The 15964-nt window shown below is 68.8% G+C and carries 18 protein-coding genes; 17 read left to right on the top strand and 1 reads right to left on the bottom strand.

The window, feature by feature from the left end; genetic code table 11:
- Positions 1–97: 97 nt before the first annotated feature.
- The 14 genes from ACWGO6_RS07545 (at position 98) to ACWGO6_RS07480 (ending at position 11545) form a co-directional block, all read left to right on the top strand.
- Complete coding sequence (locus ACWGO6_RS07545) at positions 98–1789, top strand: glycoside hydrolase family 13 protein (protein ID WP_452326335.1); 1692 nt, start codon at positions 98–100, stop codon at positions 1787–1789.
- Positions 1790–1839: 50 nt separating this feature from the next.
- On the top strand, positions 1840–2841 hold the full coding sequence (locus ACWGO6_RS07540; RefSeq protein ID WP_452326334.1) for a metal ABC transporter solute-binding protein, Zn/Mn family: 1002 nt from the start codon (positions 1840–1842) through the stop codon (positions 2839–2841).
- Positions 2838–3662 carry a metal ABC transporter ATP-binding protein gene (locus ACWGO6_RS07535; protein WP_376101438.1) on the top strand — a complete coding sequence of 275 codons (825 nt, stop codon included), beginning with the start codon at positions 2838–2840 and terminating at the stop codon, positions 3660–3662. Before ACWGO6_RS07540 ends, ACWGO6_RS07535 begins: the two co-directional genes overlap by 4 nt.
- A gap of 14 nt (positions 3663–3676) precedes the next feature.
- Complete coding sequence (locus tag ACWGO6_RS07530; protein ID WP_452326527.1) at positions 3677–4537, top strand: metal ABC transporter permease; 861 nt, start codon at positions 3677–3679, stop codon at positions 4535–4537.
- A gap of 46 nt (positions 4538–4583) precedes the next feature.
- Complete coding sequence (locus ACWGO6_RS07525) at positions 4584–5000, top strand: Fur family transcriptional regulator (protein WP_136041922.1); 417 nt, start codon at positions 4584–4586, stop codon at positions 4998–5000.
- A complete protein-coding gene (locus tag ACWGO6_RS07520) occupies positions 4997–6037 on the top strand; it encodes a permease (RefSeq protein ID WP_452326333.1) in 1041 nt (346 codons plus the stop codon). The genes ACWGO6_RS07525 and ACWGO6_RS07520 overlap by 4 nt, the downstream gene beginning before the upstream one ends.
- Positions 6030–6842: a TIGR03943 family putative permease subunit gene (locus ACWGO6_RS07515; protein ID WP_452326332.1), complete on the top strand. Its 813-nt coding sequence runs from the start codon at positions 6030–6032 to the stop codon at positions 6840–6842. The genes ACWGO6_RS07520 and ACWGO6_RS07515 overlap by 8 nt, the downstream gene beginning before the upstream one ends.
- The gene (locus tag ACWGO6_RS07510; RefSeq protein WP_452326331.1) at positions 6832–8730 is read left to right on the top strand and encodes a hypothetical protein; all 1899 of its coding nucleotides are present in this window, start codon (positions 6832–6834) and stop codon (positions 8728–8730) included. Before ACWGO6_RS07515 ends, ACWGO6_RS07510 begins: the two co-directional genes overlap by 11 nt.
- Position 8731: 1 nt before the next feature.
- Entirely contained in the window at positions 8732–9463 is a 732-nt protein-coding gene (locus ACWGO6_RS07505) for a DNA-3-methyladenine glycosylase (RefSeq protein WP_452326330.1), read from the top strand.
- Positions 9464–9616: 153 nt separating this feature from the next.
- The gene (gene rpmB, locus ACWGO6_RS07500; protein WP_017203559.1) at positions 9617–9853 is read left to right on the top strand and encodes a 50S ribosomal protein L28; all 237 of its coding nucleotides are present in this window, start codon (positions 9617–9619) and stop codon (positions 9851–9853) included.
- Positions 9853–10023, top strand: a complete 171-nt coding sequence (rpmG, locus tag ACWGO6_RS07495) for a 50S ribosomal protein L33 (protein WP_017203558.1) — start codon at positions 9853–9855, stop codon at positions 10021–10023. The genes rpmB and rpmG overlap by 1 nt, the downstream gene beginning before the upstream one ends.
- Before the next feature lie 3 nt (positions 10024–10026).
- Entirely contained in the window at positions 10027–10332 is a 306-nt protein-coding gene (gene rpsN / locus ACWGO6_RS07490) for a 30S ribosomal protein S14 (RefSeq protein ID WP_017829734.1), read from the top strand.
- A gap of 389 nt (positions 10333–10721) precedes the next feature.
- Positions 10722–11345, top strand: coding sequence for a DNA/RNA helicase (locus ACWGO6_RS07485; RefSeq protein ID WP_452326329.1), 624 nt, complete (start codon positions 10722–10724; stop codon positions 11343–11345).
- Positions 11333–11545 carry an endonuclease domain-containing protein gene (locus tag ACWGO6_RS07480; RefSeq protein ID WP_452326328.1) on the top strand — a complete coding sequence of 71 codons (213 nt, stop codon included), beginning with the start codon at positions 11333–11335 and terminating at the stop codon, positions 11543–11545. Before ACWGO6_RS07485 ends, ACWGO6_RS07480 begins: the two co-directional genes overlap by 13 nt.
- 273 nt (positions 11546–11818) lie before the next feature.
- Here the strand turns inward: ACWGO6_RS07480 and ACWGO6_RS07475 are convergent, their stop codons facing one another.
- The gene (locus tag ACWGO6_RS07475; RefSeq protein WP_136043451.1) at positions 11819–12646 is read right to left on the bottom strand and encodes an alpha/beta hydrolase; all 828 of its coding nucleotides are present in this window, start codon (positions 12644–12646) and stop codon (positions 11819–11821) included.
- A 147-nt stretch (positions 12647–12793) separates the two neighbouring features.
- Here ACWGO6_RS07475 and ACWGO6_RS07470 point away from each other — a divergent pair, with 147 nt between their 5' ends.
- The 3 genes from ACWGO6_RS07470 to ACWGO6_RS07460 all read left to right on the top strand — a co-directional run bounded on the left by ACWGO6_RS07470 (position 12794) and on the right by ACWGO6_RS07460 (position 15942).
- Positions 12794–13375: a TetR/AcrR family transcriptional regulator gene (locus ACWGO6_RS07470; RefSeq protein WP_452326327.1), complete on the top strand. Its 582-nt coding sequence runs from the start codon at positions 12794–12796 to the stop codon at positions 13373–13375.
- A gap of 182 nt (positions 13376–13557) precedes the next feature.
- On the top strand, positions 13558–13845 hold the full coding sequence (locus tag ACWGO6_RS07465; RefSeq protein WP_017203554.1) for an HU family DNA-binding protein: 288 nt from the start codon (positions 13558–13560) through the stop codon (positions 13843–13845).
- An 87-nt stretch (positions 13846–13932) separates the two neighbouring features.
- Positions 13933–15942 (top strand): cytochrome c oxidase assembly protein, encoded by a 2010-nt coding sequence (locus ACWGO6_RS07460; protein ID WP_452326326.1) that lies wholly within the window; start codon positions 13933–13935, stop codon positions 15940–15942.
- Positions 15943–15964: the final 22 nt, after the last annotated feature.

The raw sequence follows: 15964 nt of genomic DNA, 5'->3' as shown, positions 1-15964 counted from the left end.
GCTTCGACAGGCTCAGCAACCCAACACTGGGTCCCTGAGCTTGTCGAAGGGCCCACCACGAGAACCACCGCAACAACAGAAGGAGTACTCACCCCTCATGACCGATTCGCTTCTCACCGAGACCCGCGAAGACGACAGGACGGCTGCATGGTGGCGCCAGGCCGCCGTGTACCAGATCTACCCCCGCAGCTTCGCCGACGCGAACGGCGACGGGATCGGTGACATCCCGGGCATCGTCTCCCGTGTCGACTACCTCGCCGAGCTGGGCATCGACGCGGTCTGGCTGAGCCCGTTCTACCCCTCGGAGCTCGCCGACGGGGGCTACGACGTCGCCGACTACCGCGACGTCGACCCGCGCCTGGGGACCCTCGCCGACTTCGATGCGATGGTCGAGGCGCTGCACGCGCGCGGCATCCACGTCGTCGTCGACATCGTCCCGAATCACACCTCGGATCAGCACGCCTGGTTCCAGGAGGCGCTGGCCGCTGGACGGGGGTCGGCGGCGCGCGGACGGTACATCTTCCGCGAGGGCACCGGCCCCGACGGGTCCGAGCCGCCCACCGACTGGGTGTCGGTGTTCGGCGGCAGCGCATGGGAGCGGGTCGAGGACGGCCAGTGGTACCTGCACAACTTCGCGAAGGAGCAGCCCGACCTCGATTGGGACAACCCGGAGGTGCGCGAGGACTTGCTGAAGACCCTGCGCTTCTGGTCCGATCGCGGCGTCGACGGGTTCCGCATCGACGTCGCCCACATGCTCACGAAGGATCTGAGGGATCCGCTGCCGAGCCGGGTCGAGCTCGACGCGATGGACCGCACCTCGGGGACCCATCCGATGATCGACCGCGACGACGTGCACGAGATCTACGCCGAGTGGCGCCGGGTCTTCAACGAGTACGATCCGCCCCGCACGGCCGTCGCCGAGGCCTGGGTCGACACTCCGGAGCGCCGCGCGCGCTACGCCTCCGCCGAGGGGCTGGGGCAGGCGTTCAACTTCGATCTGCTGGTCGCCGACTTCGATGCGACGCAGTTCCGCGAGATCATCGTCGACAACCTCGAGCAGGCGCAGGCCACCGGGTCGTCGACGACCTGGGTGCTCTCGAACCACGATGTCACCCGTCACGCCACGCGCTACGGGCTCGCTCCGCTGCACGGGCGCGCGGTGAAGCAGGGCACCGAGTGGGTCAAGGCGGGCGGTCCGGCAGAAGGCCTCGATCGCGAGGGCGGACTCCGCAGGGCGCACGCCGCGACCCTGCTGCTGCTCGGCCTGCCCGGCAGTACATACCTGTACCAGGGAGAGGAGCTCGGTCTGCACGAGGTGGCCGAGATCACACCGGAGCAGCGTCAGGACCCCGGATTCTTCCGCGGCGCCGACTTCGACGGCCTCGGCCGGGACGGATGCCGCGTGCCGCTGCCCTGGACCGCCGGCGGTTCCTCGTACGGCTTCGGCGCGGAGGGCGCGCACCTCCCGCAGCCGGCCTGGTTCGCCGAGTACGCCGTCGACGTCGAGGCCGCCGACCCGTCGTCGACACTGTCGCTGTACCGCGAGGCGCTGCGCCTGAGGCACCTGCTGCAGACCGGCGAGACGCTGGAGTGGATCGACACCGGACGCGCCGACGTGCTGCGCTTCGCCCGCCCGAACGGATGGCAGATCGTGACGAACTTCGGCACCGAGCCGTTCGACCTCGGTGCGGATGCCGCGGGCGTCGTGCTTTCGAGCGCTCCGCTCTCCGGCTCCGCTCTTCCCGGTGAGGCCACCGCGTGGGTCGCCCCGGCGGCGCTGCTCGGCTGAGCTGATCCCGCGATTTGATAATGGTTCTCATTAGCGTTTAGAGTGAGACCATGAAGAAGCCCGTCGTCGCCCTCGCCCTCGCATCCGTCGCCGCTCTCGCGTTGGCCGGATGCTCCACCACCCCGGCAGCGGGAGAGGGCGACGACGGCACCATCACGGTCGTCGCGAGCACCAACGTCTACGGCGACATCGCCGCGACGATCGGCGGGGACCGCGTCGACATCGAGTCGCTCATCACCTCCGCGTCGCAGGACCCGCACTCCTACGAGGCGACCGCGCGCGACCGCCTCACGGTGCAGAAGGCCGATCTGGTGATCGAGAACGGCGGCGGGTACGACGCCTTCGTCGACACGCTGCTGCAGGACGCGAACGACCCGCACGTCGTCACGGCGGTCGAGTTCTCGCACGACTTCCCCGGCAACGAGGGGCACGAGGGCGAGGCCGAGCACGACCACGCCGAGGATGAGTCCCACGACCACGATCACGCCGAGGGCGAAGAGGGTCACGAGGGCCACAACCACATCGAGGGCTTCAACGAGCACGTCTGGTTCGACCCGCACACCATGATCCATGTCGTCGAGGCGATCTCCGACGAGCTGTCCGAGCTCGACCCCGATGGGGCGAAGGAGTTCGCCGCCAACGCCGACGACCTCATCGCCGACCTGGAGGGCTTCGAGGCCGACCTCGAGACCATCAAGACGGATGCCGCAGGGGCCACGGTCTTCATGACCGAACCGCTGCCCGGCTACCTCGCTGCTGCCGCCGGCCTGACCGACGTCACCCCCGAGGGATTCGCCGAGTCGGTCGAGGAGGGCAGTGATGTCGCGCCTGCCGTGCTGCTCGAAGCGCTCACGGTGATCGAAGACGAACAGGCCACTGCTCTGCTGACCAACGCGCAGACCGGAGGAGCGGAGACCGAGCGGGTGGAGGCCGCCGCGAAGGATGCCGGCATCCCCGTCGTCGCCTTCACGGAGCTGCTCGAGGACGGATCGTCGTACTCTGAGTGGATGAGTGACGCGATCAAGAGCCTCGCCGCCGCCGTCCAGCCGTGAGCGGGGGCGCTCCGGTCCTCGAGATCTCCGACGCCGCACTTCACCGCGGGGATCGCGAACTCTGGTCAGGGCTCGACCTGACGGTGCAGCCCGGCGAGTTCATCGCGGTGCTCGGCCCATCCGGGTCGGGCAAGACCACGCTGCTGCGCAGCATCCTCGGCCTGCAGCCGCTGTCTTCCGGGTCGATCCGCGTCGCGGGGGAGCCCGTGCACCGCGGCAACTCCCGCATCGGGTACATCCCGCAGCAGCGCAACCTCGCTCCCGACACCAGTATGCGAGCTCGGGATCTGGTGGGTCTCGGCGTCAGCGGAAGCCGTTTCGGGTTCCCGGTCCCGCACCGCGGTGACCGCGCCAAGGTCGACCGGCTGCTCGATGCGGTGGGCGCCTCGCACTTCGCCGATCGTCGTGTCGGCCTGCTCTCGGGTGGCGAGCAGCAGCGGTTGCGGGTGGGACAGGCTCTCGCCGACGAGCCGGCGCTGCTGCTGTGCGACGAGCCGCTGTCGAACCTCGACCTCGCCAACCAGCTCGCCGTGACCGACATCATCGACCGCCAGCGCCGTGAGCGCGAGGCCGCGGTGCTGTTCGTCACGCACGACATCAACCCGATCCTCGGCCGCGTCGACCGCATCCTGTACATCGCCGGCGGCCGGTTCCTCCTGGGCACCCCGGATGAGGTGCTGCAGACCCGCGTGCTCAGCGACCTCTACGGCACCCCGGTGTTCGTGCTCCGCGCGGGCGACCGGCTGGTCGTCGTCGGCGTGCCGGATGCCGAGCCGCACCACGACCACGGCGACCACCACGAACACGGAGGGGCGGCATGAGCGTCTCCGCGGCCATGGTGCCGATGGTCGACTGGAGCGACGTCTTCTCGTTCCAGGACTACGGCGAGCTCGTCGCCCTGCTCTCGAACTCGATCATCGCGGGCGCCGTCCTCGGCATCGTCGGCGGTCTGATCGGCGTCTTCGTGATGCAGCGCGACCTGGCCTTCGCGGTGCACGGCGTGAGCGAGCTGTCTTTCGCGGGTGCCGCAGCTGCCCTGCTGTTCGGCGGCAGCGTGGTGTTCGGCTCGTTGGCCGGCGCCCTCGTCGCGGCGATCCTGATCGGCATCCTCGGCGCCAAGGCCAGGGACCGGAACTCGATCGTCGGAGTGCTGATGCCGTTCGGCCTGGGCCTCGGCATCCTGTTCCTCTCCCTGTACGACGGCCGCAGCGCCAACAGGTTCAGCCTGCTGACCGGGCAGATCGTATCGGTGTCCAGCCCCGACCTCGGCTGGCTCATCGGCATCAGCATGGTCGTGCTGATCGGGCTGCTGGTGATGTGGAACCCGCTGCGGTTCGACTCGCTCGACCCGGAATCGGCCGCCGCGCGCGGAGTGCCCACCCGCGCCGTGAGCCTGCTGTTCATGGTGCTGCTGGGTCTCATCGTCGCGGTGAGCGTGCACATCATCGGCGCTCTGCTGGTGATGGCGCTGCTGGTCACACCCGCAGCCGCCGCGATGCGGGTCACAGCCGGCCCCATCGCCGTGCCGCTGCTGTCGGCGCTGTTCGGATTCGTCTCGGCCGTCGGCGGGATCCTGCTCGCCCTCGCCGGCACCCTGCCCGTCAGCCCGTACATCACGACCCTCTCGTTCACCATCTACGTCGTGTGCTGGATCGTGCAGAAGTCGCGTTCCCGGGTGCGGCGTGTCGCAGCCTGAAATCCACTCCCAGCCGTCGCCAACCCCTGCGGCCTAGACTCTTCGTATGGCTCAGCGGAACACCTGGCAGCGCGAACGCGTGCGCGAAGCACTCGCCGACGCGCGCGGTTTCGTGAGCGCGCAGAACCTGCACGCCTCGCTGCGCGACGACAACACGGGCATCGGCCTCGCCACCGTGTACCGCGCGCTCGCCGGCCTCGCCGCATCCGGTGACGCCGATTCGCTGCAGAGTCCCGAGGGCGAGGCGCTCTACCGTGCCTGCACGACCCAGGGTCACCACCACCACCTCATCTGCCGGTCCTGCGGCCTGACGGTCGAGATCGAGGCCAAGGACGTCGAGCAGTGGGCGCACCGCACCGCGGCGCTGCACGGATTCACGGATGCCGCGCACGTGGTCGACATCTTCGGGCTCTGCACGCCGTGCACGAACAAGCGCGACGCCGAGAGGGCCGCGTCCGCGTGAGCCCCTCCGCAGCAACGGCGACCCGTCACGGCCACTCCCATCGCCCGGCACCCTCGCCGCGATCGGCATGGATCGGCGTCGGCCTCGGCGCCGTCATCATCGCGGCGCTGTTCCTGATCGACGCCTTCCTTCCGAAGCTCTTCCCCGCAGCTCTCCCGACCCGCGCGCAGGACGGTCTCACCCTCGCGCTGAGCGTGTTGATCGAGGCGCTGCCGTTCGTGATCCTCGGCGTGCTGCTCTCGATCGTGGTGCAGGTGTGGCTGCCGGCCGACGTCATCCACCGCTGGCTGCCCCGGCGGGCATGGGCTCGCCGCGCCGTGCTGTCGCTGCTCGGCATGCTGATCCCGGTGTGCGAGTGCGGCAACGTGCCCTTCGCCCGCGGCCTGATGATGCGCGGGCTCGCTCCGGCCGAGGCGATGACCTTCCTCATCGCGGCGCCCATCGTGAACCCGATCGTGATCCTCACCACGCATGCGGCGTTCGGCTGGGACGGCGGCATCCTGGTCGCCCGTCTCGTCGGCGGCTACCTGATCGCGAACCTGATCGGCTGGATCTACAGCCGCCACCCCGACCCCGACGGCATGCTCACGCAGCGCTTCGTCGACACGTGCGACCGCGTGACGCACGAGCCCGGCACGCCGGTGCGGCGCAGTCTCACGCAGTTCCTCGTCGAGCTGCGTGCCGTGATGCCCGCGCTGGTGATCGGCTCGGCGCTCGCGGGAGCGGTGCAGGTGCTCATCCCGCGCGAGTGGCTGCTGGCGATCGGGTCGAACCCGGTGCTGTCGATCGTCGCGATGATGATCCTGGCGATGACCGTCGCTATCTGCTCGAACGTCGACGCCTTCTTCGCGCTGTCGTTCGCCTCGACGTTCTCCTCCGGCGCCATCGTCGCCTTCCTGCTGGTCGGCCCGCTCGTCGACGTCAAGATGCTCGCGCTCATGCGCACCACCTTCACCGGTCGCACGCTCGTGGGCATCGTGGGCATCGTCCTCGCCTCGGCTTTCGCCATCGGAATCGGGGTGAACGTCCTTGTCTGAGCAGACCGTCGCCCGCGTGCGCGCGCTCGGCACCCGCTGGCTGGGTGTGGGCCTCGCGGCCGTGATCTCTGTCGTCACACTCGGACTCGGCCTCACCGGGCGCCTCAACCTCTACATCAGTCCCGAGTCGGTGTGGTTCGCGTGCACCGCCGCAGTCGTCACGCTCGCCGGTGCGATCTGGTCCTGCACTCTCCCACTGGGGGAGGAGGGCGACCACGGACACGACCACGGGCCTGCTCCGGAAACGTCGGATGCCGTCGATGACACGGATCACGGCTCGTCCCCCGCATCCCGTCGACGCTCGCTCGCGGGTGTCGGAGCCGTCGCGGGCGGTGTGATCGCCACGGGTGTCGTGGCAGCCGCCCTCGTGCTGCCGCCCGCCTCGCTGTCGGTCGAGCTGGCGATGTCGCGCGCGGGGGAGCAGAGCGCCCTGTTCGCAGGGGCCGACACGGTCGCGCTCGGCGTCGCCGACACGTCCACCTTCGGCGTGGGCGACTGGGCGAGCGTCTTCGCCGCGTCCACGAACACCGCCGCCTATGACGGTGCACCCGTGACGCTCACGGGCTTCGTGACGCCCGACTCATCGGGCGATGACGGCGTGAACCTCACGCGACTGGTCATCACGCACTGCGTGATCGACGCGCAGACCGCCGCGCTGCCCGTCGACGTCGACCCGGAAGACTACGCGACCGGCCAGTGGGTCGAGATCACCGGCACCGTGCGGGCGGACGCCGACGGAAAGCTCCGCATCGAGCCGACCGATGTCGTCGCGATCGACGAGCCGGGGGATCCGTATGAGTACTGACGACGATCGCCCCGAGGTGCCCGCCGTTCCGCAGACCCGTGCGGAGATGCGCGCGGCCAGAGAAGCAGCCGAGGCGGCCGAGGCCGAACGGATCGACCGCGCGCTCGCGACGCACCATGAGACCGAGCCGAGCATCGATGAGCCGCGTGCCGATGCAGGCGAGACCTCTGCGCATGAGGCGGCTGCTCGGGAAGCTGCTGCCCGCGAAGCCGCCGCTCGCGAAGCCGCTGCTCGCGAGGCCGCCGTCCGCGAGGCGGGTGATCGCGAGGTCGCCGAGCAGGAGGCCGCTGCCCGCAAGATGGCCGCCTTCGAGGCCGCCGCACGGGAAGATGCCGAGGCGACGGCACTCCCCTCCGTGCCCGTCCCCACGGCGCCCGTCTTCATCGGCGCCACTCCCGCCGGTTCGGTTCCCGTCGCCGGAGAGCCCGAGCTCGAGGCCGAGGCCGAGGCCGCGCGCGAAGAAGCATCCGCTCCGACCGACTCCCGTGGCCCGTCCGCAGAGGAGCCCGCACGCACTCCCGCGACGTCACGCGGTTTCCTCCTCACGATCGGTGCGGTCCTCGGCGTCCTGGTGCTCGTGGGCACCGGCTTCGGCATCGTGAGTCTCCTGCAGGGGCCACGGGTCAGCGAGGTGCAGGTGGATGCCGCGCAGGCGATCGAGTCGTCCGGAAGCAGGGTCATCCTCACGGCGAATCAAGCCCTCGCGCCGATCGACCCCGAGCAGGTCACCGTCGAGCCGGCCGTGCCGTTCACGGTCGACGCATCGGGGCGCGGCGTCGGCGTCCGCTTCACGGTTCCGCTCGACGACTCCACGAAGTACACGGTCCGCGTCGCCGATGTCACCGGTGCCGGCGGAGGTCCGGCGACGACGCTGACGACGAGCTTCGAAACCCCGGCGTCCCACATCTTCATCCTGCGCCGCGACGTCGACGGCAAGGACAAGATCTTCCTCACCGACCTCAAGGGCGACGGGGTGGCGGTCTACGAGCACGACAAGATCAACGACTTCCGCGCGACCTCGAACCAGCTCGTCGTCGCGGTCGAGGAGGACGAGGGGTCCCGGCTGCTCGTGATGGATCGTGATGGGAAGAACCAGCGTGAGCTGAAACTCCCGGGTGACGGCTACGTGGGCGCGATCCAGGTCTCCGAGCGCGGCGGTCTCGTCGGCTACAGCTACTCCGACCGTGAGCTGAGCGACGACGAGGGACGCGCGAGCGTGCTGGTCACGCAGTCGCTGAACGGCAAGGACGATCCTCAGATCATCGAGGTAGCGGGCAAAGAGGCGAGCGTGTTCGTCTGGCAGTTCGTGCCCGACAGCGCCGCCGTGCTGTTCATCGACTTCGACGGAGCGCTCTCGCTCGTCGACCGATCCACCGACGCGGGGGTGCAGTCCCTCGGGCTCGCCGCGACCATCCAGGGCATCTCCCGGGGCACGTACACGGCGATCGTCGAGCGGCTCGATGCCACGGTGGTGGAACTCAATCTCGCCGACGGATCCGAGCAGCCGCTCGCGGCATCCGACCCCGATTACGGCACGGCCTCGTCGATCACTCCCTACCCGGGCGGCACGCTGCGACACGTGGTCTCGCGCGACGATGCGGGGCTTCCGGTCGGGCAGGCGGTGATCCGCGTCGACGACGACGGCAAGGCGACTCCGCTGGTCGAGGTCAGCTCGGCGGATTCGATCCTGCAGGCGTGCGCGTCGCCGAGCGGCCAGTACGCGGCCGTCGTCATCGCGCCCGAACTGGCGAGCAATCCGTACGACGGGATGCTGCTCCCGCTGCCCGAGAACGTCGAGACGCACCTGATCGACATGGAGTCGGGCAAGGAGATGGTCGCCCTCACCGGGTTCGACGTCTCCTGGTGCCAGACGGCACCGCGGTTCTGACATGTCGACGCACGATGCTCTGCGCCGTGCCGTCCGCGCCGATCTGAGCGGCTCCGCGGTCGACGTGGCACCGCGACTCCTCGGGGCGGAACTGCGCACGTTCGTGACCGGGCCCGATGACACCGACCCGGTCGAGGTGCGGCTGCGCATCACCGAGGTCGAGGCCTATCACGGTCGGGGGACCGGGGAGATCGCGGATCCAGGGTCGCATGCGCGGATGGGGCCGACCGCCCGCAATGCCACGATGTGGGGCGAGCCCGGACACCTGTACGTCTACCTGAGTCACGGCATCCACTCGTGCGTCAACGTCGTGTGCGGGCCCGAGGGGCAGGGCGACGGCGTGCTGCTGCGTGCCGGTGAGGTCGTGTCCGGAGCGGATGCCGCGGCTCGGCGGCGGGGTGCGGCGCTGCCTCTCGGGCGTATCGCTCTTCGCGACCTCGCCCGGGGGCCGGGGCGTCTCGGTCAGGCGGTCGGGTTGCGGCATCCTCTGCACGACGGGATCGATGCCGTGACGGGGGAGCAGCTGCACGGCGCACGGGCGGAACTGTGGCTGGGCGAACCGCGGGACGACGTGGTGAGCGGGCCGCGGGTCGGTGTCGCGGGGGTAGCCGGTACGCATGCGTTCCCCTGGCGTTTCTGGATCGACGGCGACCCCACGGTGTCGCCGTTCCGCTGGGGTCGCGGTGCCGCCGAAGCTGCGGCCGTTCCTGGTGCCCCGCCCGTGCTAAACTGACTCTTTGTCTGCGCACACTCCTGTGCGCAGTTCGCGTGCCGCTGGGTGTTTCTCGGTTCCTGAGCCTGTCGAAGAAGTCGAAGGGCCCGCGGCGTGCAGACAAGGGATCTTGGGTGAGGCCGTCCGGTCTCACGGTATAGAAGGAGTCACATCATGGCAGCAGTGTGCCAGGTGACCGGAGCTGTTCCCGGCTTCGGACACAATGTCTCGCACTCGCACCGCCGGACGAAGCGCCGCTTCGACCCGAACGTGCAGAAGAAGACGTATTTCGTTCCGTCGCTCGGTCGTAAGATCACGCTCAACGTGTCCGCCAAGGGCATCAAGGTGATCGACGTCCGTGGCATCGAGAACGTGGTCAAGGACCTCCAGGCGAAGGGTGTGAAGCTCTAATGGCCAAGAAGGCTCAGGACGTACGTCCGATCATCAAGCTGCGTTCGACGGCAGGTACGGGATACACGTACGTGACCAAGAAGAACCGCCGCAACACCCCCGACCGCCTCGTGCTCAAGAAGTACGACCCGGTCATCCGTCAGCACGTCGAATTCCGAGAGGAGCGTTGATCAATGGCTAAGAAGAGCAAGATCGCTCGCAACGAGCAGCGCAAGGTCATCGTCGAGCGTTACGCCGAGCGTCGCGCCGAGCTGAAGAAGACCCTGGTCGACCCGAACGCCACCGACGAGGCCCGCGAGGCCGCACGCGTCGGCCTGCAGAAGCTGCCGCGCAACGCGTCGCCGGCTCGCGTGCGTTCGCGCGACGTCATCGACGGCCGCCCCCGCGGTGTCCTCACGAAGTTCGGCATCTCGCGTGTCCGCTTCCGTGACATGGCACACCGTGGCGAGCTGCCCGGCGTGACCAAGTCCAGCTGGTAAGACTCAGCAGACAGAGGGGGCGAGGATCTTCGGATCCTCGCCCCTTCTGCGTCCCCGGGCTTGGTCGCGCTCCCGGGGGATTCTGTGTTCCCGGGGCTTCTACATTCCCGGGGCTTCTGTGTTCCCGGGTCCCTCACGCTCTGAAGGAGATCTCACGGAATGAAGGAGCGGATGCCGCATCCACTCCTTCATTCCGTGAGATCTCCTTCGTTCCGAGCGGGGTCGTTTCGAGCGGGGTGGGGGATGCGAGCAGGCGAGGATGCGAGCAGACGAGCAGACCAGCGGGTACCGGGGCTGTTCTCCTGCACCGGGCCCTGCGCTGAGGAAAGTCTGACCGCATGCCGGAACCGCGGCGACATGCGGCTGCTCTTCGGCGGCAGGATCGTTCGATGGATCCCGTGGATGAGCTGAGGCGTCGCGGGGGAGTCGCGCCGGTGCGGACTCTCCGAGCAGCCGGGGTCAGCGCGCACGCGCTTCGGCGGTCGAAGGAGCGGCGCGAGATCTCAACGGTGCGGCAGGGGTGGGTGGCGCTCCCGGAAGCTGATCCGAAGGTCGTCGGCGCCGTCGCGCACGGCGTGGTGCTGAGCTGTGTCACCGCGGCCGCCCGGCAGGGGCTCTGGGTTCCCGAGAAGCCCGCACTGCATGTCGTTGCCAGACCGAATGCCGCGCGGATCCAGGTGCCGGCACACGTCGTCGTGCACTGGTCGAAGCCGGTCGTCGTGCGGCCACCCGACGCGACGGTGGATGAGTTGCTGAACGCCCTCGCCCTGGTCGCTCAATGCCAGCCGTTCGAGACGGCGCTCGTCGTCTGGGAGTCGGCCATGAACAAGGGGCTCGTCGATCGCGAGCGGCTTCGTGGGCTCGATCTTCCGCCGCCGGCCCGAGCGGTCCTCGAGCGAGCGCGACCGTTCGCCGACTCTGGGCTGGAGACGATCGTCATCCACCGGCTTCGCTGGCTGGGGCTTCGGATGCTGCCCAGGCCTGGTGCGTCGACCGGCGGGTGGATCTGCTGATCGGGGATCGGCTGGTCATCCAGATCGACGGGGCGACGCACGCGGGCGAGCAGCGGACCAAGGACATCGCGCATGACGCGCAGCTGATGATTCGCGGCTACCGCGTTCTTCGTTTCAGCTATGAGCAGGTCATGCAGCGTTGGCCCGAGGTGCAGTCGGTGATCATGGAGGCCGTCGCACAGGGCGCGCACCTCGCCTGAGCATCCCCCAAGCCTGAGCACCCCCAGCCTGAGCACCCCAGCCTGAGCATCCTCCTCACCTGAGCATCCACCAGGCCTGACCATCCACTCGCCTGCGCAGCCCCACGCACGACGCGAAGGAGATCTCACGGAATGAAGGAGCGGATGCTGTATCCACTCCTTCATTCCGTGAGATCTCCTTCATTCTGTGCGGGCAGTTGCTGACGCTGCACGAGGCGTCATGACTCAGCCTCCCAGCACCTCCCCAGCCCCCAGCGCCGGCGCAACCCGGCGTCACGCGACGGCGGTGGTGGTGTGCGCGACGGCCCAGGCGAGGGCCTCGTCGGCGATCTCCTCCCAGCCGTTCTGGCTGACGAGGCGGTGGGTGCGTCCGGGGTACTCCTTGTAGTCGACGACGGCGGGGCTGCCCGTGGAGCGGTACTTCTGCACGATCGCGCGACCGATGGCCGGCGGCACGACGTGGTCGATCTCACCCGTGATCACGTACAGCGGAGCCCGGTCGGTGCGCGCATAGTCGACGTGGGTGACGCCGCCCTTCTCGTTGAACGCGGAGGCGACGCCCTCGAAGAAGACCCGGTTGTAGGAGTTCACGGCGGATTCCTCCCAGAGGCGGTCGGACTCGGCGCGGCTCAGGTCGTTGCCGAACGTGAAGTGGAAGTGGCGCTTCGACAGGGGCTTGGCGCCGTTGCGGCCGAAGGGGTTCGCGAGGATCGGGGTGCCGGTCCACAGTGTCGACAACGGCAGGGTGGTGATGCCGGCGGTCTGTCCGGGGGCGACCCCCACGTACGCCGCTCCGACGCCGCGGTCGGCGAGCATCTGCGTGATGACTCCACCGAAGGAGTGGCCCATGACGATCGGCTTGACGGGGAGCGCGCGGATGATGCGCTCGTAGTGGTCGACGATCTGCTTCAGGCCGATGCCCTTCAGGGCGGACGGGTCGCGGCGGATGTCTTCGACGGAGCGGTCGTCGATGCCCGGCCATCCCGGGACGATGACCTCGTGGCCCTGGGCGCGGAAGCGCTCGGCCCAGGTGTTCCAGCTGGCGGGGGTCATCCACAGGCCGTGGATCAGGACGATGGGGGTCTTGTCGGTGGTGTTCATGATCTTCTTCTCTCTGTTCGGCTCCCGCTGATCGGAAGTGCGTTACGCTGATAGTAGACCGAACGTTCTATCTACCGCAACCTATTCCCGAAATCGGCAAATCGGATTCGGATGCCGGGGTTCGGATGACACGATGAGAGGAAGACCATGGACACCACGACGAAGCGCCCCAGCCCCGCCCGCGCCCGGCTGATCGATGCCGCCACCCGCCTCTTCTATGAGCAGGGCATCCACGCGGTCGGCGTCGACCGCGTGATCGAGGAGGCCGGGGTCACTCGCGCCACCCTCTACAAGCAGTTCGGCGGCAAGGAGAACCTCGTGCTCGCGTACCTCGGCCACGAGGACGAGATGCTCCGCGCGATGTTCACCGAGGCGGGAGCGGCCGTCTCCGACCCCGACGCGCTGCTGGATGCGGTGGTCCAGGGCATCGCCGCCGACATCCGCGAACACCACACGCGGGGCTGCCCCTTCATCAACGCGGCCGCGGAGTATCCGGACGCCGAGGGAGCCGTGCGGCAGCTCATCGACGAGCACCGGGAGTGGTTCCGCTCGACGCTGCAGCAGGTGGCCGAGGCGGCCGGGCTCGAGCGTCCAGACGAGGTCGCCGCTTCGCTCGTGCTGCTGCGCGACGCCGCGCTCGTCGGCGGATATCTCGACGGGGAGAACCGCGTCGCGCCCGCCTTCGAGCGCACGGCCGGCGCCGTGATCAACGCTCACCGGGCGCACTGACGACCCCGGAATCTGTGACTGGAGTGACAAAAGTGGTGCGACACGCCAAGTAATTGCCCAAAACCCGCGAAATGACGCGGAAATGAGGGTGGTGGTTGATACATTCAAGGCGGTCACTAGACCAGGAGCATCCGCTCCGATACCCACAACGATGCGACGGGATCTCGTCGCTGGAGGATGACATGGCTGACAAGTCCATCACCAAGACCGAGCTCGTCGCGAGCATCGCAAGCGCCACGGGCCAGAGCCAGGCCACCGTCTCCGGTGTCCTCGACTCGCTGTTCGCCACGGTCTCCGACGCTGTTGCCAAGGGCAGCAAGGTCTCCATCCCGGGCTGGATCTCCTTCGAGCAGGTCGACACCGCTGCTCGCACGGGCCGCAACCCGCAGACCGGCGCCGAGATCAAGATCCCGGCCGGCAAGCGCGTCAAGGTGACCGCTGGCTCCAAGCTCAAGGCTGCCGTCAAGTAATCGACCGCACCTCATCGAAGGCCGCTCCCGTTCCGACGGGGGCGGCCTTCGTGCTTTCCTCCCTCCGGGCGCGCCTAGGCTGGAGGGGTGAGTTCCCGCAGCGAGTCGACGAGTCGGATCTCGGCGTATCGCATCGCCGGGATCGTCATCCTCGTCGTCGCGGCTCTGGTCGCCCTGACGTTCGCGCTTCTCGTCGGCGGGGGCGCGAAGCCGCCGCTCCTGCAGGATCCGGGCCCGTTCGTGCTCTGGGGCACGCCGATCGCCAAGCTCGTGATGAACATGTCCGGCGCGGTGATGCTCGGCTCGCTGGTGCTGGCGCTGTTCGGCCTTCGCGCGGGGGAGCGCTCGTTCGACGCCGCCCTGAACATCGCCTCGGTCGGCGCCGCGGTCTTCACGATCTCCGCGGGTCTCGCCGGATTCCTCGCCTTCATGGCGGCCTTCAACCCGAAGCTCAGCATCGAGCGCGAGTTCGGCACGCAGCTGGGGCGCTTCCTGCTGGAGCTGCCGCTCGGCCAGTCCTGGCTCATCACGACGCTCTTCGGTGCGATCATCACGGTGCTCGCCTTCGCCTGGCGTTCGTGGACGCCCACGCTCATCACGGCCCTTCTCGCCGCGGCATCCTTCCTCCCGCTCGCGACGCAGGGTCATGCGGGCGATCTCGCCGGGCACAACATGGCGGTCAACTCGATCCTGTTGCACACGATCGGCGCTGCCGTCTGGCTCGGCGGCCTGCTGCTGCTGATCCTGCTGCGCGGACGTGCCGACGTCGACACCGCGCGGCTCGTCGGGCGCTACTCGTCGCTCGCGATCGCCGCCTTCGCCGTGGTCGCCGTCTCGGGGGTCACGCGATCGATCGTGGCCGTCGGCGACTGGAACGCGCTGTGGACCACGCCCTACGGCTGGATCGTGCTCGCCAAGGTCGCGCTGCTGGGCGGCATGGGGCTGCTCGGTGCCTGGTATCGCGCCCGCCTCATCCCGAAGCTCGCCGGAGCCCGCGCCGCCGGCTGGTTCTGGCTGCTCGTGCTGTGCGAGGTCGCCCTCATGGGGCTGGCCTCCGGCGCCGCGGCCGCTCTGGCCCGCACGCCTCCGCCCACCGGCGAGACCGCGTTCCTGCAGACGCCCGCTCAGATCCTCACCGGGTCGGAACTGCCGCCGGAGCTCACCCTCGAGCGCTGGTTCACGGCGTGGGACATCGACGTGCTCTGGCTGATCGCCGCGGGGCTGGGACTGTTCTTCTACCTGGCCGGCGTGCGGCGCCTGCATGTGCGCGGCGACCGCTGGCCGATCCATCGCACGGTCTTCTGGGTGCTGGGGATGCTGCTGCTCGTCTGGGTCACCGGCGGGCCCATCAACGCGTACCAGGAGTACCTGTTCAGCATCCACATGCTCGGGCACATGATGCTGTCGATGGCGATCCCGCTGCTGCTGGTCTCCGGCGCCCCCATCACGCTCGCGCTGCGCGCGATCCGCAAGCGCGACGACGGCACCCGCGGTGGCCGCGAGTGGATCATGTGGGCGGTGCACTCGCCCTTCGCCCGCGTGGTCACGCATCCGTTCGTCGCGGCGGCGATCTTCATCCTGTCGCTGTGGGCGTTCTACTTCACCGATCTCGTGCGCTGGTCGATGTTCGAGCACCTCGGCCACGAGTGGATGGTCATCCACTTCCTGATCTCCGGCTACCTGTTCGTGATGAGTCTCATCGGGGCCGACCCGGTTCCGTACCGGCTGCCGTATCCCGGACGCCTGATCACGCTGATCGCCGTCATGGCGATGCATGCGTTCTTCGGCATCGCGATCATGATGCAGGAGGGCCTGATGGTCGCTGACTGGTTCGGGGCGATGGGCCGCGACTGGGGTGTGAGCCCGATGCAGGACCAGTACGTCGGCGGCGGCATCGCGTGGTCGATCGGCGAGATCCCGACGCTCATCCTCGCGATCACGGTCGCCATCCAGTGGAGCCGCAGCGACACCAAGCTGCAGCGTCGGGCCGACCGGCACGCGGATCGCACCGGCGACGCCGAGCTCGAGGAGTACAACGCCAAGCTCGCGGCCCTCGCCGAGCGCGATCAGCGCCGCGTGGAGCGCGAAGGACGCTGAGACCCGTCGCGGGGGTGGTCCG

The organism is Microbacterium sp. NPDC055665 (genome assembly GCF_053618035.1).
Note: the sequence above shows the minus strand (reverse complement) of the source record. Positions and strands in the feature narration are given on the sequence as shown.

Bases quoted from the DNA above. Each gene is read 5' to 3' on its own strand.
- ACWGO6_RS07545 (WP_452326335.1), top strand. From the start codon at position 98: ATGACCGATTCGCTTCTCACCGAGACCCGCGAAGACGACAGGACGGCT.
- ACWGO6_RS07540 (WP_452326334.1), top strand. From the start codon at position 1,840: ATGAAGAAGCCCGTCGTCGCCCTCGCCCTCGCATCCGTCGCCGCTCTC.
- ACWGO6_RS07530 (WP_452326527.1), top strand. From the start codon at position 3,677: ATGGTGCCGATGGTCGACTGGAGCGACGTCTTCTCGTTCCAGGACTAC.
- ACWGO6_RS07525 (WP_136041922.1), top strand. From the start codon at position 4,584: ATGGCTCAGCGGAACACCTGGCAGCGCGAACGCGTGCGCGAAGCACTC.
- ACWGO6_RS07510 (WP_452326331.1), top strand. From the start codon at position 6,832: ATGAGTACTGACGACGATCGCCCCGAGGTGCCCGCCGTTCCGCAGACC.
- ACWGO6_RS07505 (WP_452326330.1), top strand. From the start codon at position 8,732: ATGTCGACGCACGATGCTCTGCGCCGTGCCGTCCGCGCCGATCTGAGC.
- rpmB (WP_017203559.1), top strand. From the start codon at position 9,617: ATGGCAGCAGTGTGCCAGGTGACCGGAGCTGTTCCCGGCTTCGGACAC.
- rpmG (WP_017203558.1), top strand. From the start codon at position 9,853: ATGGCCAAGAAGGCTCAGGACGTACGTCCGATCATCAAGCTGCGTTCG.
- rpsN (WP_017829734.1), top strand. From the start codon at position 10,027: ATGGCTAAGAAGAGCAAGATCGCTCGCAACGAGCAGCGCAAGGTCATC.
- ACWGO6_RS07485 (WP_452326329.1), top strand. From the start codon at position 10,722: ATGGATCCCGTGGATGAGCTGAGGCGTCGCGGGGGAGTCGCGCCGGTG.
- ACWGO6_RS07475 (WP_136043451.1), bottom strand. From the start codon at position 12,646: ATGAACACCACCGACAAGACCCCCATCGTCCTGATCCACGGCCTGTGG.
- ACWGO6_RS07470 (WP_452326327.1), top strand. From the start codon at position 12,794: ATGGACACCACGACGAAGCGCCCCAGCCCCGCCCGCGCCCGGCTGATC.
- ACWGO6_RS07465 (WP_017203554.1), top strand. From the start codon at position 13,558: ATGGCTGACAAGTCCATCACCAAGACCGAGCTCGTCGCGAGCATCGCA.